The 25,674-nt window shown below is 58.0% G+C and carries 13 protein-coding genes; 1 reads left to right on the forward strand and 12 read right to left on the reverse strand.

Annotation, left to right across the window (positions count from 1 at the left end):
• Positions 1-84: 84 nt before the first annotated feature.
• The 7 genes from BLW03_RS17025 to BLW03_RS17055 form a co-directional block, all read right to left on the reverse strand.
• On the reverse strand, positions 85-1,521 hold the full coding sequence (locus tag BLW03_RS17025; RefSeq protein ID WP_074655224.1) for a sigma-54 interaction domain-containing protein: 1,437 nt from the start codon (positions 1,519-1,521) through the stop codon (positions 85-87).
• 136 nt (positions 1,522-1,657) lie between these two features.
• A complete protein-coding gene (locus BLW03_RS17030; protein WP_170835066.1) occupies positions 1,658-5,467 on the reverse strand; it encodes a condensation domain-containing protein in 3,810 nt (1,269 codons plus the stop codon).
• Positions 5,468-5,494: 27 nt separating this feature from the next.
• The gene (locus tag BLW03_RS17035; RefSeq protein ID WP_074655226.1) at positions 5,495-13,327 is read right to left on the reverse strand and encodes a hybrid non-ribosomal peptide synthetase/type I polyketide synthase; all 7,833 of its coding nucleotides are present in this window, start codon (positions 13,325-13,327) and stop codon (positions 5,495-5,497) included.
• Positions 13,324-15,147 carry a non-ribosomal peptide synthetase gene (locus BLW03_RS17040; protein WP_074655227.1) on the reverse strand — a complete coding sequence of 608 codons (1,824 nt, stop codon included), beginning with the start codon at positions 15,145-15,147 and terminating at the stop codon, positions 13,324-13,326. Before BLW03_RS17040 ends, BLW03_RS17035 begins: the two co-directional genes overlap by 4 nt.
• On the reverse strand, positions 15,140-16,138 hold the full coding sequence (locus BLW03_RS17045; protein WP_074655228.1) for an SDR family oxidoreductase: 999 nt from the start codon (positions 16,136-16,138) through the stop codon (positions 15,140-15,142). The genes BLW03_RS17040 and BLW03_RS17045 overlap by 8 nt, the downstream gene beginning before the upstream one ends.
• A gap of 13 nt (positions 16,139-16,151) precedes the next feature.
• On the reverse strand, positions 16,152-17,516 hold the full coding sequence (locus BLW03_RS17050) for a nucleotide sugar dehydrogenase (RefSeq protein ID WP_074655229.1): 1,365 nt from the start codon (positions 17,514-17,516) through the stop codon (positions 16,152-16,154).
• 33 nt (positions 17,517-17,549) lie between these two features.
• Positions 17,550-18,767, reverse strand: coding sequence for a glycosyltransferase (locus tag BLW03_RS17055; RefSeq protein ID WP_074655230.1), 1,218 nt, complete (start codon positions 18,765-18,767; stop codon positions 17,550-17,552).
• A gap of 150 nt (positions 18,768-18,917) precedes the next feature.
• Between BLW03_RS17055 and BLW03_RS17060 the strand changes: the two genes are divergently transcribed.
• Complete coding sequence (locus BLW03_RS17060) at positions 18,918-19,916, forward strand: polysaccharide deacetylase family protein (protein WP_139285237.1); 999 nt, start codon at positions 18,918-18,920, stop codon at positions 19,914-19,916.
• Here the strand turns inward: BLW03_RS17060 and BLW03_RS17065 are convergent.
• The 5 genes from BLW03_RS17065 to BLW03_RS17085 are packed head-to-tail and all read right to left on the reverse strand — an operon-like array spanning position 19,870 to position 25,670.
• A complete protein-coding gene (locus BLW03_RS17065; RefSeq protein WP_083350606.1) occupies positions 19,870-20,994 on the reverse strand; it encodes a glycosyltransferase in 1,125 nt (374 codons plus the stop codon). The two genes, BLW03_RS17060 and BLW03_RS17065, sit on opposite strands and share 47 nt — an antisense overlap.
• Positions 20,940-22,127: a glycosyltransferase family 2 protein gene (locus BLW03_RS17070; protein ID WP_074655233.1), complete on the reverse strand. Its 1,188-nt coding sequence runs from the start codon at positions 22,125-22,127 to the stop codon at positions 20,940-20,942. The genes BLW03_RS17065 and BLW03_RS17070 overlap by 55 nt, the downstream gene beginning before the upstream one ends.
• Positions 22,124-23,464, reverse strand: a complete 1,341-nt coding sequence (locus BLW03_RS17075) for a sugar transferase (RefSeq protein WP_074655234.1) — start codon at positions 23,462-23,464, stop codon at positions 22,124-22,126. Before BLW03_RS17075 ends, BLW03_RS17070 begins: the two co-directional genes overlap by 4 nt.
• 14 nt (positions 23,465-23,478) lie before the next feature.
• Entirely contained in the window at positions 23,479-24,267 is a 789-nt protein-coding gene (locus BLW03_RS17080) for a CpsD/CapB family tyrosine-protein kinase (RefSeq protein WP_083350608.1), read from the reverse strand.
• Positions 24,264-25,670, reverse strand: coding sequence for a GumC family protein (locus tag BLW03_RS17085; RefSeq protein WP_074655236.1), 1,407 nt, complete (start codon positions 25,668-25,670; stop codon positions 24,264-24,266). Before BLW03_RS17085 ends, BLW03_RS17080 begins: the two co-directional genes overlap by 4 nt.
• Positions 25,671-25,674 lie beyond the last annotated feature (4 nt).

Consider the following 25,674-nt stretch of genomic DNA (forward strand, 5'->3'; position numbering starts at 1 on the left):
TAAAGAGAGACAAAAGCTTAGACCAGATCAACTTGACCTCCCGGCGCTTCAGACACTCACAGGAGAAAGCAAGTAAGTGGCCAATCAGATGCCGGCTCGATCCAAACTTGAATAAGAGTCCAGGCCGCACCGCTTCATCTTCCCCAGGAAGTCGCGGTACCGCATGTTGAGTTGCTCCGCCGCCACCCGCCGATTCCAGTGAGTTCGGTTCAGCAGCAGTCGCAACTCTTCCGCTTCCATCGTCCTATCTACGGGAATGTCGTGCACCTCTGCAGCGTAGGTCGCTGGGCCGGGCAGGGCTGGGAAGATAACCATTGGATCTTGCACGCTGGCGCAACCGGGAACAATAAGGTCCGTCATCGCCTGTCCCTCATCACGGAGAATCAGATAGCGTTTGATAAAGTTTGCGAACTCCCGCACATTTCCTGGCCAGCGATAGTTCATCATTTTCTCCATGAGTGACGGAGAATAATCTATTGGATCGACCTTATATGCGCGAGCAATGTCAGCAGTGATGTATTGGGCTAGATATGGGATCTCCATCCGACGCTCTCTAAGCGGAGGGATATGAAACGAGAAGACATTGAGACGGTAATACAAGTCTTCACGGAAGCGATTTCCTTTGATTGCTTCCGCAATATCGATATTGGTGGCGGCAATGATACGGACATCTACCTTTGACTCGCCGCGCGACCCTAATCGGGAAAATGTCCCATCTTGCAACACATGAAGCAGCTTCGCTTGCAGTGCCGGACTCATCTCTCCCAGTTCATCAAGTAGCAGCGTCCCCCCGTCGCACTGTTCAAACTTTCCGGGCTTTGATTTCGTCGCGCCGGAGAAAGCGCCTGCCTCATAGCCGAAGAGCTCGCTCTCAAGAAGGTCATGCGGAAGTGCAGCGCAATTCACCTTCATGAACGGGTGTGCAGATCGATGCGATAGGTGGTGCACAAGCTTCGCAACCATCTCTTTCCCTACGCCGCTTTCGCCTGTAATCAGAACCGGAACATCGTGCGGGGCGATTGTCTCCAGCTGTCGCGTCACTTTAAACATGGCGGGACTTGCGGCCAGCATGAAGCCGCCACCAGCGAAGTGAACGACGTGCGGCATGGAACTGGCGAGCGCGTTCGCGGGCGACGGAGAAGTAGCGGGCGTTGCCGGCGCGTTACGCGGTCTGTTAATCCTTGCCACAATCTCCTGGAGAAGTTTCGCCCGGGAAACATTGCAAACATTGGACTGTGCAGATACTTGCACCAAGGAAACATCATCCGAAACAACAAGGATGGTTGCGTCAGTCGCTAGTTGCGAAAGCGCTTCAATCTTCTTGGCTTGAGTCTCTGCGGTTGAGCTGCTTTCGCAGATGATTAGACCAGGCGGCACACGGCTGTTCTCACAGATAGACACGGCTTCCTGGAAGTAGGAAGCGGAAGCCACGACTAAGTTGGGTAGACGTGATGCGCGATGCAGAATGTCGCTGATCTCGCGGTGGACACCAAGGGCTAGAATGAAAAAATGTGCAGTCATATGGCTGGAACATAGTTGAACCAGCACAGTTACCTATGTCAAGACTTGTTTCGAGTTAGTCGTCGTTCTTAGGCCGCGCCAGAAGTTACAAGCGATAAATACGACGATATGACTTCTTAAAACTTAAGTAACGTTCCTAAAGACATGCCTCTGGTGTAAGGTTCCCGACATGCCGAGGCGTAGTTCCAAGGTAACGGTGCTTATGTGAATCGGATAAGTCGAAGGCTATGGCGTCAGCCATAATGCGCGAACCCTCCTCGTCAAACATGCCGGCATGATCACCGGGCACACGGACGAGCGCGAAGCCACTCGGCAGGAGCGAACTCCAAGCCATGTCCTGAGGAAGCGTGCCGCCCACGGGCTGTTCGTCACTCTTGAAGATGACGACCGTGTCGCAGGCAAGGGGAGCCGGGCGATAGGTACTGACCGCCTCGCTCATCATCTGTTCGAAGCGTTCTTCGGAGGGCGGTATTGCCGGTGCGCTCTGCATGGAACCTTTCAAGGTGTGTAAGACCATGCGGAACGTATCCATGGCGGATTTACGAAGACCACTTGCGCTGGTAAAGCTTCGCAGAAGCTTGCGCGCATGCCAGTAGAGCCGGTGAGCGTAGTACGAGCTTCGTGCGGCGAACCTGCGTAAACCCTGAAGGTCTCGCCAGAATCGCGGAGCCCAGGCATCAAGGACGAGGAGAATATCTACCTCTTCCCCGTCTTCCAGTAGCTTCCTGGCCACTTCCAGGGCGACCCATCCTGAGACACACCACCCGGCCAGACGGTAGGGGCCATTAGGCTGGGCCTTGCGTATATACGTGAGATAGCAGTTAGCGATCGAGATCATCGACACTTGCGTGCCCAGGGATAAGACTTCGGCTTCTCCGAGTTGAATGGTGTATACGGGCATCATAGGCCGTAGCGCGGCCGCCAACTTCCGGATGATCATGCTCTGGGAGATGACGAACAAGGGGGGTGCATCTCCTTCTGGCTGCACAGGAACCACCTGATAGGGCATAGCGGGTGAATCGGACGGCCTGAGTACCCGCCGGGCAAGGGCGCCGCACGTGGGGGCGAGGAAGATGTCAGCGGAGGTGATGCGCTGGCCGAAGGCCTTGAGGATATGCTTCTGCATTTCTGCAAGAAGCAGGGAGTGACCACCCAGAGCGAAGAAGTCGTCATCGATAGAGATCGCCTGACGCCGAAAGACGGACTGCCAGATGCCGAGCATCGATTGCTCGGCATCGCGGATCGCTCTTGGTTGCTCTTCGTTCGTCACGACCGCTTCGCCGGTCAGGCTTTCCGGATGCCGCGACGCTTCGCCGAGCGCGATGACGCGCTGGGAGCTTCCATGCAGGCTGCTGAGTGGAGTATGGCGCGAGAAAAGAAACTCAGACAGTGACACCTCAAAGTCGTCGAGCAAGGCTTCCGCAAAGGCCGCAGTGAAATGCCGCTGCGACGATGCAATCTGTGCGGTGACGACCTGGTCCCGCCGAACAATTGAAAGGTTCCAGAAGAAAGAGGAGGTCACTGTTTCGGTGCCAGTGGCGCGCAGGGTGACGGGCCCGGCTTCGAGCGAATGCACGAATGCATCCTGATACAGGAAGCCGACGACGTTGGCGTGAGGTCCTGAAAGCACTATGGGAACGGCGCTCTCTACCAAGGTCTGCAGGGAGATCATATGCTCCGCGCCGCTAAGCAGTTCCTCCTGCGTCGCGATCAGTGCGCTTGCGTACGTCGTGCCAATCTCACCCGCTACAAACATGACCTCAGAGAACGGCCCTAAGACACCGTCCGCCTCCGCAGGCCGATTCGCAGTCGGCACGGCCACAACACAATCGCCATTCGTATAGCGCCGCAGGAGGCAACGGTAAGCGGCGCAAAATATGCTGGCTACCGTGACGTCACTCTCTTCTGCCACGGTTTGAATTGCGAGTACAAGCGTAGGATCCAGGACTCGACTCGACACGACACATCCCTGACCTACAGGTGCATCGTGTGGCAGTGCGCTGGGCCTTTGCAGCTTCGACAGACGCTTGCTCCAGAAGTCGAGTGCTATCGTGTTGGTCTGCGCGGCCTCGCACTCGCGTGCCGCAACGCATTGTCCGTAGGTGATCTCGAGGGCAGGGAGAGAAGCTGCGCGTCCCTCCGCCAGTACGCGATAAAGCTCGGCGAATTCCTTCAGGAAGACGCCACAGGACCAACCATCCATCAGGGCGTGAGGAAACTCGAAGGCGAGTTCTGTGGCCGCTGATTCCTTCTTGATCAGTGCGCGCCAGCACGGCGCATTCGCGAGTCGCGACGGAATCGACGCGATCTCAGAGGACCCGTCAGGCTGCCACGTCAGGTCCCCGTGAGCGTTCGAAACATCGATCAGCGGCACGTCGCAGTGCTGCCGCACATGCTGTACAAGATTTCCGGAAGCATCTTCAACCAGTTCGGTCCGCAGGATTTCATGACGGGCTTGGAGATAGTCCAAAGCGTCCAGCACGACCTGCGTGTCCAGCGTGCCCTCGATGTTAAAGCTCATTCGCAACCAGACACTGTCCGCATCTGGAGCGACGCTGTACATCGCGGCATATCTCTGCTGTGCGGGGGAAGCCGGGTAAGTGCGCTCGGACGGGGAAGCCGCGTCACTCGCTGCTGGGTGGCTTACGTATTTGAGATCTTCTACCGAGAGGTGTGGATTGGCTGCCACCCTTTCCAAAGCCCGTACCAGTTGATGCAGACGCTGTTCCCGTGCAGCCGGCTCTTCCGCTACAGATGCAAGTTCCATCGATAGTCGCCATCCATCTTGGCGCTCTACAAGGAATGTGGTGGAAGCGTGAAGGGCTCCGGGTGTAACGGATGGAAGGGGCGTCAAGCTCAATCCTGCGGCTACTCTCGGTTGGACAAAGTCCCGCTGCACGATGAACACTGCGTTGTAGAGCGCTGCCTCAGGGGTATCGTACGAGGAGAGCATATCCTCGATGCGATAGTTCCGTAGATCCAGGGCCTCTGCCCAACGGTCTGCAAGCGCCGCGGCGAAGTCCGCTACCGTCTCCCCGCCGGGACGAGGTATGACGACGGGGATATAGTTTACGAGCGGGCCCACGATGTTCTGCGTCGTTGCATCCTCACGCGAGAGCACGGGCGTACCCACAACACTTCCGAGGTGATCCTGGCTGATGCAATAAACGGCGAATGCAAGTTGAGCAAAGGTAATACCCCAATCCGCTGCGATGTTACGCAGTGTGTGGGTGAGAGGCAGCGGAAGCAGGTGCGAGTGGATCGTTGCCGGCAGCGCCCTCAGGCATCCCGTGTCTGCAAGGGGGACGGGCTTGGTACCCGTCAACAGCGTCTTCCACGCTCTTGCGAGTTCTGCATAATCACTGCGACTTCGGAGCAGCTGCAACGAAGCGGCATAATCCGCAAAGCCCGGTGTAACAGCTATTGACTGACTGCCAGTTCCGTCGTCCCCATAGCGCTCCATCAAACGGTCCACAAGAAGGCCGACCGAATAGCCGTCAAAGATCGAGTGATGCACCGTGATGAGAAGGAAGTGCTGCGTCGCGCTCTGGCTCACCACCGTAACTCGGAGCAGCGGTGCCTCCTCCATGCGGAACGGGGTCTTCGCCTGCGCATAGGAATATGCCGTCAACGCGTCTTCGAACGTCTCTTCTGACCACGCATCGACCCACTTGACGGGCACTGCGCATCCCTCACTGTACTCACCCAACAGGATGCCTTCCTCCTCTCGGAAGTGGCAGCGTAGCAGGCCATCCTGCCGTATGACCTCATCGAGGGCAGCCTGGAACCGATCGCGGTCTACGTGGCCCATGAGTTGGAAGCGGACTGCAATATTCCATGCAGGATTTGCTGCGGCCTGCTTCTCCAGAGCCCAGAGCCTCTGTTGAAACGGGACCGCAGGGAATATAGCGGTTTCGGTGGGGGAAAGCACGAAGGTAGTCGCCACAGAGATCTCCAACTTAAAGCAGAACAATCAGAACTGACCGCCAAAATGCATGCCGCTGCCCGGTTGCGCGGCCAGAACTTCTGCGGGAACATGATGACTCGAAGAGGCCGTATCTGCGGCTGCGACAGAAAGTGCAGCGCAAACATTGCGGATGCTCTTCAGCTTCATTAAGTGGCGCGCCGTGATCGGCAGTCCCGCCTTACTGCCCTTGGAGGCGATCTGGAAGATATGTAGCGAATCTGCTCCAACCGCGAAGAGGGAGCGGTCAATGTCGACATCATCCAGGCCCAACGTCTCAGCACAGATCTTGGCCAGTACGGCCTCATCTTTGCTCCGCGGTGGCGGCGGGACGGTGAAGACATCCGGCTTTGGAACGATTTCAAGTCCGGGCAGAGATTTCCGGTCAATCTTGCCGTTCGCGGTCAGCGGCAGGCGGGCCAGAGTTACGAAAAAGGCCGGGACCATGTAGTCGGGCAGTAGTTGCGATAGCCGCTCCTGCAATACTTCTTCGGACAAGAGGTGTTCACTTTCCCGAACCTTCAGGAAGGCCACGAGGCGATCGTTCCCCAGGGTATCGGCTCGGAGGACCACGACGGCCTGTTCCACAGCGGGCATTGTTCGGAGCGCAGCCTCAATCTCTCCAGGCTCAATCCGGAAACCCCGCAGCTTGAACTGGTCATCCATGCGGCCAGCGAACTGGATGCAACCCTCGGCCGTCAGGGTCGCTCGATCTCCCGTGCGGTAAAGGTGCGCCGCGGATGACGGTGCGAAATGGTCTGGTACGAAGCGATCTTTTGTTCGCGCTGGGTCGCCGAAATAGCCCAACCCAACACTTAGCCCGCCGATGCAGAGTTCCCCCGGTAAGCCGACAGGTAATGGGCGCAAATGCTGATCGAGGACATACAGGCTTTGCCGCGGAAGAGCGTGGCTGATGCTGACGGGTCTGTCACCGGGCAGGACCTCCTGGTATCCAGACCAGATCGTCGTCTCCGTAGGACCGTAAAAATTCCACAGCCTGCCGCCAAGTACGTGGAGCCGATCAGCGAGCGCCCTGTCCCAGGCTTCACCGCCGCAGATCATCGATAGCGTTGGCTGTGGAATGTTCGCATCGGCAAGCATCCGCCAAGTGGAAGGGGTAGCCTGCATCATGTTGATCTTCGCGGCGTGCAGCATGCGGCTGAGTCGAGCGCCATCAGCAGCGTCCGCCCTCGAAGCGATGACAACGGTTCCCCCATACATCAGCGGCATCAGCAGTTCCATCGCTGCGATGTCAAAACTGATCGTTGTGACAGCCATCAGTCGAGTGTCTGCCGTGCAATGGACCACCTCGGCAATCCCCGCGATTGAATTCAGCAGGTTGCCGTGCGTGATGGAGACACCCTTCGGCTTACCCGTCGAACCGGAAGTGAAGATCACATAGGCAACATCCGCTGCGCCTGGAAGCGCGGTGGGATTGGGGGCGTCGCTGTCCGTGATGCTTGAGATCAGGAGCTTGGGCAAAGCGAGTTCCTGCGGCACCTGTGCGTGTTCCTCGGACGTGATGACACACGATATCGGCAAGCTCTGAGTGATTGCCTTCGTCCTGTCCATCGGCATGGACGGGTCAAGGGGAATGTAGGTGGCACCGCTCCGCATGACGCCCAGAAGCGCCGAGATCATGTCCGGCGAGCGATCGAGGAGAAGTGCGACATAGTCTCCGGAGCCGATGCCCGCTTCGCGCAGTCGAGTTGCGATCGCCATCGATCGCCGCTTGAGCTCCGCATAGGTGAGCTTGCGCCCATAAAACTCAATGGCAGGAACACCCGGCGTAGCGCCGGTCTGGCGGTCGATCCACTCAAGAACAGATTGCCCCGCAATCCCGGCGCCGTTGCTGCGCAGAGCCAACGGGAATGCTTCAGTCGTTGCGAGTGACGTGTCAGCGACGACGCCATCGGAATGCTCCAGGAAGGACTGGAGCAGATGCTGATACGCCTGCATCCAGTTACCAACCTGGTCTTCCGTATAGCGGTCCGAGTTGTAGTCGCACTCCAACCGGAGTCCTTCCGGTGCTTCCACGATGTTCAGGAAGAGGTCAAAGTTTACAAACGCTTTCGCATTGGCTCGCGCGCTGGCCTGCAATGTCTTGAAGGACGAGAGGGAGCCCATCTTCTCGAGATTGAATTGCAACTCTGAAATAGGCAGCCGGCCTGCTTGTCGGGGAATGCCAAGCTCGTGCACCATGGTGCCGTAAGTGACCTCTTGATGGTCGTATGCATTCAGGATCTGCCGTTTGGTGCCTACCATGTAAGAGGACAGCTTCTCCTCGCTGCTGGTCCTCGTGATAATCGGCAGCAGATGAACGCAATGGCCAATCATCTCGCCGTTCGGGAGCGATGCCTGTTGCGCTGCAGGGATCAGCACCGCCAGTTCATCCTGCCCGGACAATTTCATCAGCACAAGAGCCCATGCACTGAAGAGCGTCGAGAACAGCGTGCATCCCACGGCTGCGCCCATCCGGCGTAGCTGCTGGGTTAGTTGCGATGGGCATTGAACAAACAGCGTGTTGCCACGGTAGGTCCTTTCTGCAAGCGGCATCTTCTGCTGTGGCAGGTTCGGCAGCTCCGGGATGCTTGTAAGCTGCTCGCGCCAGAAGGTCAAATCCTTCTTGTCTGAAGGTGCTTGGGCTGCTTTCTCCTGGGCATAGTCCAAGAACGATGCCGCAACAGGCAAGTCAGGCGCGCGCATCTCCACGGCCGCTGTATAGAGTTCCCCCAGGTCTGAAAGCATCACGTTGGTGGACCATCCATCACAAACGATGTGGTGTGCTGTTAGTACCAGTGTGGAGGCATCCTTGTCTGTCCGAAGTAGGCAGGCGCGCACCAAGGGACCGTTATAAAGATCGAACGGTGTCTCCGCGTCCGTTGCGATGAAGCGTGCGACGGCTTCATTCGGATTCGAGACATCTTGCAGATCGATGACAGCGAGGTCTGCCGATGTAGCCCCCAGCACCTCCATCATGGGCTGGTTGCGTTGAAGAACGGCGCGCATCGCTGGATGCCGTAGACAAAGCTGCTTCCAGGCAGCTTTGAGCTTTTCTTCGTCGCACACCCCTGCCAGTGTCACGCGGCACGATTCATTGAAGACGCAGTTGGCCGCGTCGCTCGCCTGGGCGGCCATCAGTACTTCCATCTGAGCGTCTGTAAGTGGAGCAATGTCCGGCCCCTGAGGCAGGGTCGAATGAGAAGACGGCAACAGACCAACACGCTGCAGGTCCACGATGCTGTCGCGGAGAGCATCCAGAAAGAGTTGCAAATCCTGGCTCGAATGCTCGGTCGTGAGATACAGAGGGAAGTGTTCGAGCGCATAGATTCCCCGGTGGCGCAGCAAGACGAACAGCAGGCCCGAACTCCGGATTTCGGCTGGTATCGCCAGATACATCACACTGCCAAGATGCTCCATCGTGAATGGCACATCTAGGTCGTGGAAGAGCTGCGCGGCCTGCTGCACAAACCAGTCGGCATTCGCATTGATCGTGGAATACAGCTCATCGCCACCATCACGGATGTGCTCCAGGGTAGCCTTCGTCGCGGCAATGGCGAGCGGATGCCGTACAAAGGTTCCCGCGAAGAATGTCATGCCTGCTTCTGGCAAAGAGTCATCGCCGAAGGTCCATGCGCCACCGTCCAATGCGTCCATGAAGCGCGGGGACCCTGCGAGTATGCCGATCGGCATCCCTCCTCCGGCGACCTTGCCGTAGCTGGCCATATCGGCGCGAATGCCAAAGTGAGCCTGCGCTCCGCCCGCATGTAGCCGGAATCCCGTAACGACTTCATCGAACACCAGCGCGATCTTGGTGCGCTTGGTGATCGCGCGAAGATTATGCAGGAACTCAAACGGTTGCAGGTCGGGATGACGACTCTGCACCGGTTCAACGATCACCGCAGCCATCTCATCGGCATGCTCCTTCAAATAAAGGAGGGCCTCCGGGTCGCCATAGTCGAAGACAACAATGTTGCTGAGGTTATTCGTTGGAATACCCGGTGCACTGGGAAGCGTGACGGGCTGACCATTGCGGATGAGGCCGCGCACCAGCACTTCGTCGAACTGCCCATGGTAATCGCCGGCAAAGAACATCACCTTGTCGCGCCCGGTCACAGTACGGGCCAGGCGCATTGCCGCCATCACGGCTTCCGATCCGGTATTGCAGAACGTGACGCGCTCCATGCCTGTCAGCTCAGAGACCAGTTCCGCCGTTGGACCCGCCAGGGGCGTCTGTGGACCAATGGCAATGCTGTCCGCCAGTTGTTCCTGGACGGCTTTCAGAACGAAGTCTGGACTGTGGCCAAACATCGTCGGACCGAAGCCGTTCACGAAGTCAATGTATTCGTTCCCATCCACATCCCAAAGGCGGGAACCCTTGGCGTGCCCCACCACGAGCGGATAAGAGATCTCCTTCCACTCCTTGCGAAAACCGGTCATATTGCGAGGGTCTGCGTGGACGGTGCGGAACTGCTGTGTGTGTTGTTTCGAGCCGGCGGTCTTGGTCGAATAACCTGCGATCAGGCTCGCCACAAAAGCCTTTTGCTCTGGTGTCTCCTCGGGACCGGCGTCCGTAGGAGGCGTTTTCCGGAAACGTGGTGAACTGCGCAGCGCAATATCCACGATGGGAGTGTCAGCCGTGTTGATTGCTGCTGTGTCTGGAGCGTTCGCCGGGGCCGGCGCAGCGTCCCCATCCATCTGCGAGAGAGCGCTCAACTGTTGCTGGAAGAGCGCGTTCATCGCCAGTAACTGCTGCTGCACGAGGTCCTTCAGGGATGCTCCCGATCCGCTTCCTGCGCTTACTGCGACTTCGGCAGGCGGACGCGTCGGTGCAGGGGTGGGCTCCGCGGGGAGAGTGGCATCCAGGTGCTGAGCCAGCGCAGCAATACTCGACAGATCGTTCAGCAGGTCCCGGAAGGAAATGTCGACCGCAAACGTCCGTTGCAATTTCGTTGCAAGCTGTGTCAGGAAGAGAGAGTCAAGCCCCAGCTCCAGAAAGCTGGTGTCTTCGTTGTCTTCACTCAGATCTACACCGGCCAGCTCTGTGAGGATGTCAGCGATCTGACGAGAGAGTTTTTCAGCACGTGCGTTGGTGCGTGGCAGGCAGGCAGGTGTAGACATGTTGACGGTCTCCTGAAGTGGAATAGGAACTTGCAGTATTGGCGTGATGGCAGGTGTCGCTTGTGATGTCGCGATGAATTGCCGGCGTTGAAAGCTGTATCCGGGAAGCGGGATGCGTGTGGGGTTGTCGTTTTCATAGAAGCGTGGCCAATCGATCTCCACGCCTGCCGACCACACCGCGCCAACCGTGGTCGCGATCGCCTGATCGTCCTGCGTTGTGGAGAGCGGCGACGGAAGCGATGGAAAGATGCTGGCGCTGGATGGCATCTGTCGACGCATGAGCGATGTGAGAATGTTCCCGGCGCCACACTCGATGAAGACCATCTCCGGTTCGGTCTCACGCAGGGTGCGGACGGCACCCGCGAAGTCAACGGTATGCCGGCAGTGCTCTGCCCAGTACCGTGGTGACATCGCCTGCGCGGCCGTGAGCTGCTGACCCGTCACAGTTGAGATGATGGGGACTTCCGGAGCCCTGAGAGTGAATACCGCGAACAAGGTCTCCAGCGGTTCCATGACCGCATCCATCGCTCGCGAATGGAAGGCGTGGGATGTCTTCAGCGACTGGCTTTGAATGTCGAGATTGGAGAACTGTAAGCGGGCCGCAGCAATGTCGTCCGGGCTTCCTGCAATGACGATGGCGTTCGGTGCGTTGATCGCTGCAATGTCGAGGCCCGCAAGCGTCGCAATGACGTCCTGCACCTGTTCAAGACGAGCCATCACTGCAAGCATCTCTCCAGTTGGCCGCGAGTCCATCAGCGCTCCACGCTGCGCCACGGCGTAGAGTGCATCCTGGAGTGGGATCACGCCGGCAAGACATGCAGCAACCAGTTCCCCTAAGCTATGGCCGACCATGCGCGCCGGGAGAACCCCCCAATGAATCCAGAGGCGAGCCATCGCATACGCAACGATGAAGAGTGCCGGCTGCGAATACTTTGTCATGCGCAGTTGTTCTGCTAATGCCTCATCGGTGCGCTCACCCAAGAGAAACTTCCGCATATCCACACCGACGATCGGCTCGAGAAACTCAGCGCATTCATTCACGATGTTGCGATAGAGCGGTTGAGAACGATACAGGCCGGATCCCATGCCCGGGTGCTGCGCACCCTGCCCCGGAAAGAGGAACGCAACCTTCGGCGGATGTGATGAGGAGGAAGCCTTGATGGCACTCTCTGCGAAGGTCCAACCGCCCTCATCTGCCCAGGAAGCGGTGACAGCCAGACGCTTCGACAGCCGCTCTCGTCCACAAGCCAGCGTGAAAGCGGCATGCGGCATCGTGCAACGCTCACTTGTCGCAATGGCTTGTTGCACGGCCAGCCAAGTCTCTCTTGCCGCCTTCTCCGTCGCGCCGGAGATCACCAGGACCTCCGAGGTCCGCAGGGAAGGAGTGTCGGTTACAGGCAGCGCCTCACGAAGCACCAAGTGAACATTTGTGCCGCCGAGCCCAAAGGCACTGACCCCGGCGTACCGCGGTGTTCCGTTCCGCTTCCACGTCCTCGGTTGACCATCGAAGACGAATTGCCGTGGATTGAGCGGAAGGTTGGCGTTTGGCTTGGAGAAATACTTCGTGCCGGGGATTGCCTCGCGCTCAAGGGTGAGCGCGGCCTTGATCAATCCCGTGACGCCGGCAGCTACGTCCAGATGTCCGACGTTGCCCTTGACCGACCCGAGGACGCAGGGCTCTCCTTGCCGCTCTGCACCTTCGAAGGCCGCGTTCAGACCGCTGATTTCAATGGGATCACCCAGCGGCGTGCCTGTTCCGTGACATTCGATGTAGCCAACCTGGCTCGCAGTCACTTCCGCATCGCGCAGAGCCATGGAGATGGCGGCGCTTTGACCTGTGGCGCAGGGCGCGGCAAAGCCCATCCGCTCCGATCCATCATTCGAAATGCCGACGCCGCGTATGACTGCGACGATGTGATCGCCATCACGGATGGCGTTGAGCGCCTTCTTCAACACCACTACGGCAGCACCCGATCCGAAGACCGTACCAGAGGCTTCGGCATCGAATGGCCGGCAGTGACCGTCGCTCGAGACGATGCCGCCTGGGTCATGAGCATATCCACGCCGCTCAGGAAAGGTAACGGAAACGCCTCCCGCGACTGCCATGTCGGCTTGGTCAGCCCGCAGGATGTCGCATGCCTGTGCTACCGCGAGCAGTGACGTGGAGCATGCTGATTGCACTGTCATCACCGGACCGGTGAAGCCAAGTTTGTAGCCGATACGCGTGGCAAGAAAGTCCTGACCGTTCCCAACCAATTCCGAGAACGAGCCCACTTGGTAACGATGAACCATGTTGGTGAGAAACGTCGGGTCGTTCGACAGGACGCCGAGCATGTACGTGTTGATGCTGCAGCCGACGCAGAGCCCAATCCTTTGCGAGTGGGTGCGCGGTGCGTAACCAGAGTTTTCAAGAGCTGACCAAACAACCTCCATCAGCACTCGCTGCTGGGGATCGGTGACCTCTGCTTCTCGGGGAAGAAATCGGAATAGGTCGGCATCAAAGTCTATTGCGTGATCGATCAAACCACGGCTGCGAACGTAGTTCGACGCTGTACGATCTGCAAGCGGAATGGATGAATCGATCTCTTCGGCACTCAGTCGGGTAACCGTGTCGATTCCGTCCATCAGGTTTTGCCAGAACGACTCAACATCGTTCGCGCCGGGAAAGCGGCCGCCCATGCCAATGATGGCGATGTCATTCTCAGTGAAGGTGTGTCTCATGCCGCGCCTCCGAATTGCTTCATCGACGCAGTCACAGGCTGCCGGACTGCGTGCGCCGACATCACTTCTCGCTTTTGTATGTACTCAGTGATCTTTGCAATCGTTGGCAGGGAGAAGAGTTCCGGAAGCGCGGGTGCGTAGCCGGATAGTTTTCGCAGTTCCGCATGCATCCTCAGCAGGCTCAGCGAATCTCCGCCGAGTTCGAAAAACGGGGCGTGCTCATCGCTGACGGGATGCCCGAGAACCATCGACCACACGGTCTGGATCTGCTCGGGCAAGCTGTCATTAGTCAAAACAACCGCTTGTTGTAATGACTCAAACGCAACTTGCTTCAATTGTTCCCGATCGATTTTTCCGTTGTCATTCAAGGGCAGGTCCGGCATGGCAATGAAGATGTTGGGAAGGGCTGCGGGCATGAGTGTCGACGACAGCGCACGACGAAGTTCTGCTTCTCTGTCCGGTCCGTCCCAGACGATGAATGCAACCAGCTTTTTGTCGCCCTCTCCCAGCTCAACGACAACAGGAACGCAGTCCCGTACGCCCTGCACCTGCTTGATCGCTTGCGTCACATCGTCCAATTGCACGCGTTGTCCAAGGAGTTTGACCTCGGAATCCAGCCGGCCCAGGAACAGGAGGTTGCCGTCAGCGTCTCGGCGTACCAGGTCGTTGGTGCGATAGCTTGACCAAACGGTGGTGCCACTCTTTTGCGAACTGAAACGCCGTGCCGTCAGTTCGGGATCATGTAGGTAGCCGAGCGCAACGCCGTCGCCTGAAACGATCAACTCTCCCGGCTGTCCTTCGTCCACGTCTTCGCCGTCGGAACCAACGATCCGTATCGTCGTTCCGTGGATGGGTCTACCAATTGGCAGCGAATCTTCGCCGTCGTCTGCAACCCCTGCATAGCAGCAGGTGAATACCGTGTTTTCAGTTGGGCCGTAACCGTTCACCAGGCGCAGCCGCGGGAAGCTCCGCTTGACCGCGCGGAAGAGGCCGGGATGGATCACATCACCGCCAACGAGCAGTTGTTGCAAAGTGTCGAAGATCTGCTGATGTTCTCTGGCCGCGGCATGAAAAAGTCCGGATGTCATCCAGAGCGTGCTGACGCCATCGCGGCGAACGATTTCCCCAAAGTCATCGAACGACAGGGGACGATCCGGCGCGATCATAAGCGAACCTCCGGTCAGCAATGGGCCCCAGAGTTCGAACGTGGATGCGTCGAATGTTAGTGGTGAGTGCAGCAGGGTGCGGTGCCTGGGACCAAACGCAAAAGCTTCCTGTGGCTGGACCAGACGCAGGACGCCTCTCTGCGGAACGACCACGCCCTTGCGGTCGCCGGTGGATCCGGAGGTGAAGAGCACGTAGAGCGGCGCGTCACGACTGATGGCTGGGAGCTGGATCGTCTTCTCCGACTCTTCCCAGTTGTAGGGAAGAACCAAGACCTCTTTGCCCTGGAGAACATCCAGGCCGCTGCGTATTGTCGCAATGAAGCGAATGCTGTGCTGATCGAACAGAGCGCCTGTTGCAGGATCTTCAAGGGCGACTGGGACGTACACAGCGCCAAGGTACGCAAGGCCCATGATGCAGGCCACTATCTCCCACGAGCGGCGAGCGTCCACTGCAACCAGATCACCGGCTTTCACGCCTCGTGTGCGGCAGTGGCACGCGAAGCCCAGCGCAGCCAGACGCAGGGTACGGTAAGACATCTGGCCAGTCTCGTGCACAACGGCGACATCATGGCAGAAGGCCGCGGCGATACGTTCAAATCGAGCCGCAACGCTGTCCTCATCGGCCAGGCGAGTTAAAACGAAGTCGTTACGCATGGATAGCAACTCCGGGTATCACTTGAGGCACAAGAATTTCAGCGGATATTTGTTGGCGGTACCACTCGACCGTTCGTTCCAACCCATCGAAAAGCTTGACGCTAGGACGATATCCAAGATCCTGAGCAGCAGCGCGGATGTCTGCAAGGGAATCGCGCACATCTCCAACGCGCGCTTCCAGGAAGCGTGGCGCTCCCTGAAACCCAGTGATACGTTGCAACATCGCGTAGACGTCGAGCAACGATGCACTGTTCCCGCAGGCAACGTTGTAGACCTTGCCGGATACAGCGTTGGCGGGGGCGCGGCCGGCAAGAAGATTCGCTTCGACCACGTTGTCAATGAAAGTGAAGTCGCGTGATTGCGTCCCGTCGCCAAAGATTGACGGCGACCGCCCCGCAAGCATTTCAGTGATGAACTTGGCGAGCACACCCGAGTACGGCGAATTCGCAGCCTGGTGCGGACCGAAGACATTGAAGTATCGGAGGCAAATCGTTTCCAATCCGTACACCGCGTGAAAGCTCTGCATGTAATGCTCGCCGCAAAGCTTCTGCACGGCATAGGGCGAGATGGGAGCCGCCCGCATCGTCTCCTGCTTCGCGCTACCTGTGACGTCGCCGTACGCGGATGATGATGCGGCATACACAACGCGCTTCACTCCACAACGGCGGGCGGCCAGCAACAGGTTGAGCGTGCCGTCTACGTTGGAGCGATGGCTTGTCAGTGGATCACGGACGGACTTCGGGACTGAAGGGATCGCCGCCTCGTGAAAGACAACATCGACACCGTCGCAAAGCCGTAAGAGTGACCTCTCGTCCAGCAGATCGGCCTCGGTGAATTCGACATAGTCCTCGAGCCCCGAAAGGTTCGCGAGAGACCCCGTCGAGAGGTTATCCATGCCACGCGTGTGTATTCCCTGTTTTGCAAGCTCTCTCGCAATGGATGACCCGATAAAGCCAGCGGCGCCGGTGATCAAAATACGATGGGACGTCATACCAGTACTCTCCCTATGCCTGCCATACGTTGTTTCGAGCAAGACCTGCGGTGGCGTTGCGCGTGTCCACGACGAGGGCCGCGTGTTCCACGATCCATGCGTAGTCGTAGGAGGAATGATTGGTCGCAATCAGTACACAGTCATACGACGAGATGTCATCCAGAGAAACACTCGCAAGATTCAGTGCATAGTGCCGGCCCTGCGAAACTTCCGGGAAGTATGGGTCGTTGTAGGCCACCTCGGCGCCTAGCTTCCGCAGCAGCTCAATCAGCGTGAGCGACGGGCTCTCCCGAAGGTCGTCGATATCCTTCTTGTAGGCAAGGCCAAGGACCAACACCTTGCTGCCGTTTACGGTCTTATGCTGCTGGTTCAGCGCGCGCGTTACGACGTCAATCACGCGGTACGGCATCTCCGTATTGATCTCGCCTGCGAGCTCGATGAACCGCGTGGAGAAATCCACTTCGCGGGCCTTCCAGGAGAGATAGAAGGGATCAATGGGAATACAGTGGCCACCCAGTCCCGGCCCGGGATAAAACGGCTGGAAACCAAAAGGCTTGGTTGCGGCAGCCGCAATAATTTCCCAGATATCAAGGTTGATCCGCTGGCACAGTAACTTGAGTTCATTGACGAGCGCGATGTTGACACACCGATAGATGTTCTCCAGTAACTTCGTCATCTCGGCTGCGCCGGTGCTTGAGACCTTGACGGTGCGAGTGAAGATTGTGCTGTAAAGGTCCGACGCAATCTGCTGGCTCAACGTGCACGGTGCTCCCACTACCTTCGGAACATCCTTTCGCGCAACCAGGTCATTGCCAGGATCTTCCCGTTCGGGAGAATAAGCCACGTGGAAGCAAAGCTCTTCCTGCGAATGGTCGCGGAAGCAATTCAGCTTTGAGCCTCTCTCCAGCAGCGGAATCAAAACCTCTTCCGTCGTTCCTGGATAAGTGGTGCTTTCAAGAACGATCAACTGCCCGGGTTGAAGGTACGGTGCGATCGCGCGTGCGGTCTCTTCAATAAAGCTTAGGTCTGGCTCGCGATGCTCGTTCAGCGGTGTTGGCACACAAATGATGACGGCGTCCATCTCGCGGATAGCGGAAAAATCGGCGGTGGCGCGCATGCCGCTGTTGACCATGGCTGCGATTTCTTCGGAGGTGATTCTTTGGATATAGGACCGGCCCTCGTTCAGCGCGGCCACCTTGCGGGTGTCAACGTCGAATCCTGTCATGGTGAATCCGGCGTCGGCGAGCAGCATGGTGAGTGGCAGGCCAACGTAGCCCAGACCGACGATGCCTATCGATGCAGTGCGACCGATGAGCTTTCCAGTTAATTCCGTTGCTGACAGAAAGCGCTGATCGTGTTCGGCGGTGAGCAGGTTCATTGGTCTCGTTCCTTTTCGTGTCAATGCGTAAACTTACGGCCGGCTTGCGTGTTCAAGTGCCGGATCTGCGGTCGGTGCAACTGGAGAGGTGGAGTCGGCGGGACGATTTCGCTGTAAAAGCCGCAACTGTATGTCGACGAAGCGACTGTCACTGCAGCGCATCTCGAATTTGCCGACCGTTCGCTTCGCTTCACAACCAAGAGCCTCGCGCAGATGCGGATCGCGAAGACTGAGGATGGCGGAAGCCAACGCAGAAGGATCGCCCGGCGGGATCAGCAAGCCGGCTCCACCGAGTGCCTCACGGTTCCCACCCACATCCGTGGCAACGATCGGAAGGCCGAAGGACATGTACTCCAACAGGGAATTGGAGAAGCCTTCCGCCCGGGAACTCAGCACTCCAATATCCATCCCGGACAGCGGGGCACGAACATCCATTGCCGGATCGCAGATGGTGAAAACATCCTCCAGGCCAGCGGAGCGTATGCGCTCAAGCAGGGCATCTTTTTGATCGCCTTCGCCCACCACTACGAAGCGCATCAGGGAGGTGTGGATGCGCAGATGAATGGCAGCATCGATGAAGGTGTCGATCCCTTTCACCAGACGGAGCCCGGATAGATTTCCCACCAGCAGATGATGGGGACCCAAGCCGAGTGCGCGGCGGAACCTGCTGCGCTCTTGCGCAGAGGGCTGCATCGCCCGCAGGTCTATGCCGTTGTAGACCAGGTGCAGTTTGCGCGAGGGGACTCTTTCAAGCGCCAGGACACGTTTCCGTACTGCCTCGGAGTTCACGACAACCGCATCCACCGCCAGGTTGCTGAGGCGTTGCAACAGGATGAGTGGTGCCATGGGGGTACGAAACTCGCTGCGCAGGTTTCTGCGATGCCCGACGACGACACTCACGCCCGCGATTCGGGACAATACTGGAACAATCAGGTTCGACTCGGGAAAGAGCGCATGAACAATCGAGAATTTACGATGCTGGAGATAACGCAGAAATTCCAACGCACGGACGACGGAACTGATGGAAAAGAGCGAGGCCCATTGAAAATGCTGTACGGGGCAGCCAGCAAGGTCGGCCGTTAACCACTTTGTTCCTCGCAACACGGCGACATACGGCCGCATCCCAGCCGCCTTGCACACCTTGATCAGGTGCAGCAGCTGGCGTTCTGTGCCACCTGCCGTAATACTCTCCATCTCGTCGATGACAAAGAGAATGCGTGTCTTTGGAATCGCAGTCCTTACTTCGTTCATGCCGTGTGAAGCCTTTCGTATTCAGACATTCAGGAAGCAAGCGCTCGGCCATTGTGCGCCAATGAGCCGGCCGACGTGGTTGGTCATTGTCGACAGCATCTGCTGCCTGTCGAGGCGGCTGGTTGGCAGGTTGCGTGCGTAAACACCAATATGGATTTGGCCATCAAGACAACAGGCGCGACCCTGCTCTACAACAGCGGGGCCTTCGCGCTGGCGGATCACCTGGGTCCGCGCAATGGTGGCATGATCCTGAATCTGCATCGTGTGTTGCCGGCCGGGAAAGCTGAGCTGGCTTACGATGCACACACGGTCATGTCGGCCGAGTCCTTCCGCGCCTTATTGGAATTCCTGGGACGTCGATACAAAGTCGTCGACATGGAAACTTTGCTGCATGACCGTGAGGAAAGTAAGTCGCAAAAGATTGCACTTACCTTTGACGATGGTTGGATTGATACCTTCGAGGTCGTGCGTCCCTTACTGCTGCGTTTCGGCATGGCGGCTACCGTCTTTGTTTGCACAGACCTCGCTGGCACAGTGGCAATGCTCCCGGAGGAGCGACTGACAAGGATCTATGACCTATGCCGGAAGGGCGGCGTTTATGATGTGTTCGTCAATACCTTGCAGACCTGGGCGGGCAGGCATGACTGTATCCCGCTGGAAAACTGGTCGGCCTTCGCGAAGGGCATGACCTTGTCGACCAAGCTCTCATTTGCTGCGCACATGGAAGAACGACTCGGCATCTGTTGTGGACGGAAAGCAAGCTTTATGAACTGGAATCAGATCCGCAGCATGGCTTCAGCAGGCTTTGAGATCGGCTCTCACACGGCATGTCATGCCACGCTCGGTGCCGAGGACCGAGAGGTCGTTCGCCTGGAGATGACTCGCTCCCTTCGGAGAATCAAGTTCGAGACGGGGGAGAAGCCGAAGTATTTCGCATATCCCAATGGTTCCCTCAATGCGGTGACGGAGCAGATCGCGATGGAGGTTGGATACCAACAGACCTTCAGCACCGTTCCTCGCGCGATCTCCAATCGCTATCGGGGCGGCGCCCGTCCTCGCATTCCGATGGACGATACCCTTATGCTCGACGCCAATGGCAGGTTCAGCGCAGCACGTGCTGCGTTTCATCTGCTGCGATGGCGACGTTGATCTGACCGACGTCGAGGGCTGCATCTTTGAATGTCTGCGGGCCTGCTCCTGATATTGTTTCCATCAACATGCCGGTGCCGAGCCCAAGATGTATGACTGGCAAAATAACGGCGGCAGCAAAAGCTGACCTTCGGCGATCGTTCCACGTAGTCACCGTTGCAAGCAGGACGATCACCGCCACGTAAGCGACGAGTGGCAGCGCGCATACCCAACTAAACCAGACGCCAGTAGCAGTCATCAGCAGGATGACAAGCATTGCAGGGGCCAGGCTGCGAATGCTGCGTTCGGATCGGTGCTTTCTGGCGAGACGAACGCGGCCCTGGCCGTAGCGCACCATCTGCCTCCACAAACCCCTGATCGTGGACCTCGCCTGGTAGTCGATCGCAAGGTCGGGATGCGCGTACGCAAGTTTGCCACTGAGCCAAAGGCGCGTATTGAATTCCACGTCTTCACACGCGTCAAAGCTTTCGTCATAAAGGCCCAGCGCTTTGAAGACTTCTCGTCGGTAGACAGCGCCTGAGCTACGCGGATCGCACGGCCCGATGAAGTTGCGATCGTAAATCAATGAAGCTGAGCCGTGGCCGAAGCGGGATGCCCGCGTAGCCGCGATGTTCTCGCTCCAGCGGTTGCCAGGGAGACCAACTAAAGGTTGAGCTCTGCAGAGGCAATGGGCCCCTGTCGTTTCAAACAGCTCTGCGGTACGAAGGAGCAGTTGGGGATTCTGGACGCGAGTATGGCCGTCGATGAACGCAACAATCTCTCCGCGAGCGGCTTTCACCCCGGCGTTCCGACCCGCGCTGCTGCGTCTTCTTAAGTTCGGTACGAGCGATAGTGCGACCGGATAATCTCCGGATTGAGAGCGGACAAAATCAACAGTGCCGTCCACGGAGCCACCGTCCGCGACGATGATCTCCCATCGGTCTCGCGGGTACTGCTGCAATGCCAAGTCCTTCAGGAGAAGTGGCAGGCAAAGCCGTTCATTCAGCACCGGGATGATCACGGAGAGAAAGGGGTAATGCACCATCAGCGTTCTGTCCGAGTCCATACGCGTTGTCTCAGATGAACAAGCGCCTGCCATTGGGCGCTCGCGATTCGAGTCGCATACTTCATTTCTTCCAAGGCGCTGTGATCTCGCGAGGACCGTGTCGCTATCAGAATGGCGGCCTGCGCTGCGGCTGAAAGGCCGATCAAGCTTACGATAGCCGCTCGGAATGCGGGCGGCGCAAGGATCAGACCGCCGAACGTGAATATCAGGGCATACGCAGTTGTGACTCTGCTGTTGCAAAGCAGAAGCAGTGCGCCGTGCATCGCGAAGGTGTCGCGGAAGCGTAGAGCCCGATAGGCGAGAGGGCTGAGACGCGTGAAGAGCAGGTGCAGATTACCCTTCGCCCAACGAATGCGCTGTGAACTGCAATGGGCCGCTAGCGCCGGAAGGCGGGCGCTGATGCTGACCCGATCGATATATCGGACCGCGATCCGATGCATCATCAGGTCCAGTGTGTATTCCATGTCTTCTGCGATCGAGTCCGCACGCCATGGGACGGCTTTCAAGACGCTCTTTGGAAGACAGAAGCCATTTCCCTGAAGGACAACGGGAAGACCCAGGGCCATTCGCGGATGGTGAACGCTCCGGTGTTCCAAATCCTTTGCATTTATGCTCGCGTTGGAAGCCCACGCATGACCCTCGGCATGAAACCGATATCGAACCTGGTAGGCCACGGTTCGCTTCGCTTCCTCATCCTTGCGAAGCTCATCATCCAAAACTCTTAACAGGTTCGGGTCGGCGATGGTGTCCGCATCCAGAACCACCACTGCGTCATGCTGCGTACGTGTCACGCTCTCCAGCGCCCAGGCGAGCGCGAACCCTTTACCAAGCCTTTCAGAGTCCACACGAACCCATACCTCTGCGCCAGCCCTGCGAGCAAAGAGACCGGTTGAGTCGGTGCAGTTATCGGCAACGACGATCGTCCGGACGAGAGACGGGGGATAGTCCAGCGACCGAAGATTTCCCACCGTGTCCGCAATATCAGCGCCCTCATCATGTGCCGGCACAAGCAAAATGAAGCGCGACAGAGGCGTTTCACGGAATGGCGGACAGCGCGTATCTGCATCGTCGATCCGTTCGCCCAGTATGGTCAGGCAAAGCTGAATCGTGGACGTAAGAAGTACTACGGTCGCCAATCCGATCAACAACGTGCCGACAAGGATCACTGTGCACCCCGACCAATCAGGCACATCTTGACTGTCTTCAAAAGGATGAACAAATTGAACGAAAGGGTACGATGCTTCAGGTAATAGAGGTCGTACTCGTGCTTGGTATACGCGTCGGCAATCGATTCGCCATATCGGGAACAGACCTGTGCCCATCCGGTCACACCCGGTGTGACGGTATGCCGAAGTGCGTAGAACGGCACCTGATCGCGCAGCACTTCGGTGAAGTGCTTTCTCTCGGGCCGCGGGCCGACCATCGACATCTCACGCCGAAGCACATTCCATAACTGCGGCAACTCATCCAGATGATATTTGCGCAGCGACCGACCGATGCGTGTGACGCGTGGATCGTCTTTGCAGGCCCAGATAGGACCGGTGGAAGTCTCTGCGTCGATGCGCATGGTCCTGAGCTTGATGATGTTGAATAAGCGTCCGTCGCGGCCCACGCGCTCCTGCCGATAGAGGCAGGGGCCCCGTGACTCGAGCTTGATCAGGATCATGCAAATCAAGATGGCTGGAGCAGCCGCCATGAGCATCAGCGATGCGACAATCAAGTCCATTGCGGTGGTGGCCAGGGCAACCCAGCCGCTTGCATTCAGTGCCGGTCCATGGGCTACGTCGGCCTCGGTAAGGCTACGGATGGGAAGCCGGCCGGTGATGGCTTCATAGACGTCCGTCGCATCTTCCACACGGACTCCGCGCTGGCGTAGACCGATAAGTTGCGTGGCGAGGTCCGGACGAAAGCGCGCTGGCTGGTCGACCGCGATCCACGTCGGATGAAAGCTCCTCTCCAACGCCCCCAGGGTGCTCCGGAGCGGGGAAGACAGTCGCATGACCGAGGTGATACTGACCGGTAAGCTTCGTTGTGTGCGGACGTGGCGCGCCATCTCGTCGATCAAGGGACTGTCTCCGATCAGCAACAGCTTCTCGCGCGACGCCGGATGCGAGTAACGCTCGTAGACCAGGTGAAGACAGAGCAGGAACGAGACGATGCCCACGAAGCCTGCGCACAGCCAGGTGGCGGAGCGTGATGGTGCCAAGGCTATCGCGCTGAGTGGCGCGGCGGCCAGGGTGGCGACGCCGACCGTCAGAAAGACAGTGCGCGCCAGTCCTTTCAACCCGTGGCGAAGATCAAGGTCATAGAAGTCGAAGACATAGAAGACGAAGAGACACAGGCACGCTGTCGCCGCGACCCAGGCTCCCTCGGCAGGAAGAAGGTTTGATCCGGGTGTATGGAATCGCATCAGTTGCAGCAGACATGCCGACGCGATGATGCCGTCGAGTGCAATCATCAGGAACAGTCGGCGTGGATAGTAATGGCTGAAAATACGGACCATCGAATAACTCCAAGCTATTGATAGCTGTAGTAATGTTGTTCGTGCTTCAGGTGTTTCACCTTGTTCAGGACCACCCCAATGGTCTTGTCTCCCAATTGCTCGAGGGCGTCCTGTATGTCGCTGATCCGTGTGTGTTCAGCCTTGACGACAAACAGAACATTCGCAACGTGCGGCAGGATACTTTGGGTGTCGACTGTCGCCAGCAACGGTGCAGTATCGATGACGACCATGTCGTATTGAGCGCTTGCTTCCCGCAACATACTGGCCAGTCGTGGGGACTGAAGAGCTTCGTTTGCCCGCGGAACACTGTCAAACACCAGCAGGGCATCCAGGTTTTCGCGGAGATGAATCACTGCGTTTTTCCAGGGCTCCGTTGATTCAAGACTCAGGCGGCGAGACCCGCCCTTCAGACCGAGCATCTTTGCGATATTGGGACGCCGAAGGTCCAGTTCGATCAGAAGCGTGCGAATGGACTTGACCCGCGCAAGGCTGAACGCAATGTTCAGTGCGGTGACAGTTTTCCCATCGCCTGACAGGGAGCTGGCCACAGCAAATGTATTGCCACGCCCTCCGCGCGCTACGGCGAGCAGCCGCGTTCGGAGGAGGTGGTACTGCTCGGCACCCAGCAAAACGCGCTGGTGCCCGGGAGTATGGGAGATATCGTCCACCAGAATCATCGGGCTCGCCTTACGAAGATCCGCGTGCGTTTCGTTCATCGAGACGGGTGGTGGACCCGCCGCGGGTCGTGGGATCACGGGAATCACTCGTGCGGGGGCTGCATCGCGTAAACCTAATGTCGTCATGTCGTCTTCCCATTTCCAGTGAGGGATGGAATGCTGGCGATAAGCGGGGCGCTCAGGTAAAGAGCGACATCACCCTCGTCGTGCAATGTGTCGTCGAGCAGATGCGAAAGGAGAGAAAGGGCGAGTCCCAGGGCAATGCCAAGTCCCGAGCCGGCCACAATCAACATGCGTGTATTCGGAGAGAAGGGCGCCGTGGGGAACGATGCGTTATCCAGGACAGAGATCGTGTCGTCGGCGTTGCTGCTCTCCAGCGTTTGAACCAGCGTGGAGTTAGCCTGGCGAGTCTCCAGTGCATCGAGTCTCTTCCGTGCGCTCTCGTATTGTTCCTGCAACTCGACCAGGTTGGAAGACAACAGGCCACTGGCTTGCAGGGAGGCCTTGATCCGCTGGATTTCGCCAGTGATCTCTCTCTGTCTGCGCCGTCGATCTTCCAGGTCCTGTGAAAGATTCCGCACCGGTGGTAGTCGGGTCTCTGCACGCTCCGATGATGGCGGCTTATCTTTGCCTCTCTGACTGCGAGTAGCCATCTCCAGGTCGTTGATCTGCCCCTTCAGGCGAACCATATCCGGATGCTCGAGCGTGTAGGTCTGCCGCTTTGTCTGGTACTCCTCCTGCAGCGCCGCGAGCTGGCGTTCCTCTGGACTCATCATGGCGGTGGCATCCAGAGAGCTCCGGGCGCTCGCGGACTGTGGCCGTCCAGTGTCCTCTGTCATGCGATCAATGGCGGCATTGTTCGCCATCAGCAGCGCTTCCATACTGTTTAGGGACTGAAGATTTGCCATGCTCTGTTCCGGCAACGAACCGTTGTGCTGCATGCGGAAGCGCTGCAGTAACTGCTGCTTCTCGTTTACTTCCTGACGAGCCCGTTGGACTTCGCTGTCGAGAAAAACAATCGACTGGCCGGCTTCTTCCGAACGTTTATTCTGGTGGTGAAGGACGGCGGCATCGGCCACATGCTGGGTTACGTCATGCGCCTGCTGCGCGCTGCCTGCCGTATACGTTATCCGGACGATCGCCGAATCCTGGCGCTCCGATCGCTCGTTGTCCATCGCCAGGGACAGGTGCAGTCGCAGCGCCTCAGCAGCAGCTTCACGCGTCGTCGTACCGTCGCTCCCTAACTGAAGTTCATTCACCATTTTCAAAAGCGACGCGTTGCTGAGCAGAGTGTTCGTGAGGTTCGAGAACTCGTTCTTGACGTCTTTATCGCTGGAGGATTTCACCAGGTCGGAGGTCAAGGAGTGTGCCTGCACGAGCAGCGTCGCTTCTGATCGGTACTGTCGGGGAAGCGTCCGCGCGAGGTAGATGGATGCACCCGGAAACAGGATGAGGCAGATGACGAATGGGAGCCAACGCCGCTGGAACAGGCGAAGATAGGCAGGGAGCGAGCTCGGAAGTTTCTTCATAAGA

This window comes from Terriglobus roseus (assembly GCF_900105625.1).
Classification (GTDB): Bacteria; Acidobacteriota; Terriglobia; order Terriglobales; family Acidobacteriaceae; genus Terriglobus; species Terriglobus roseus_B.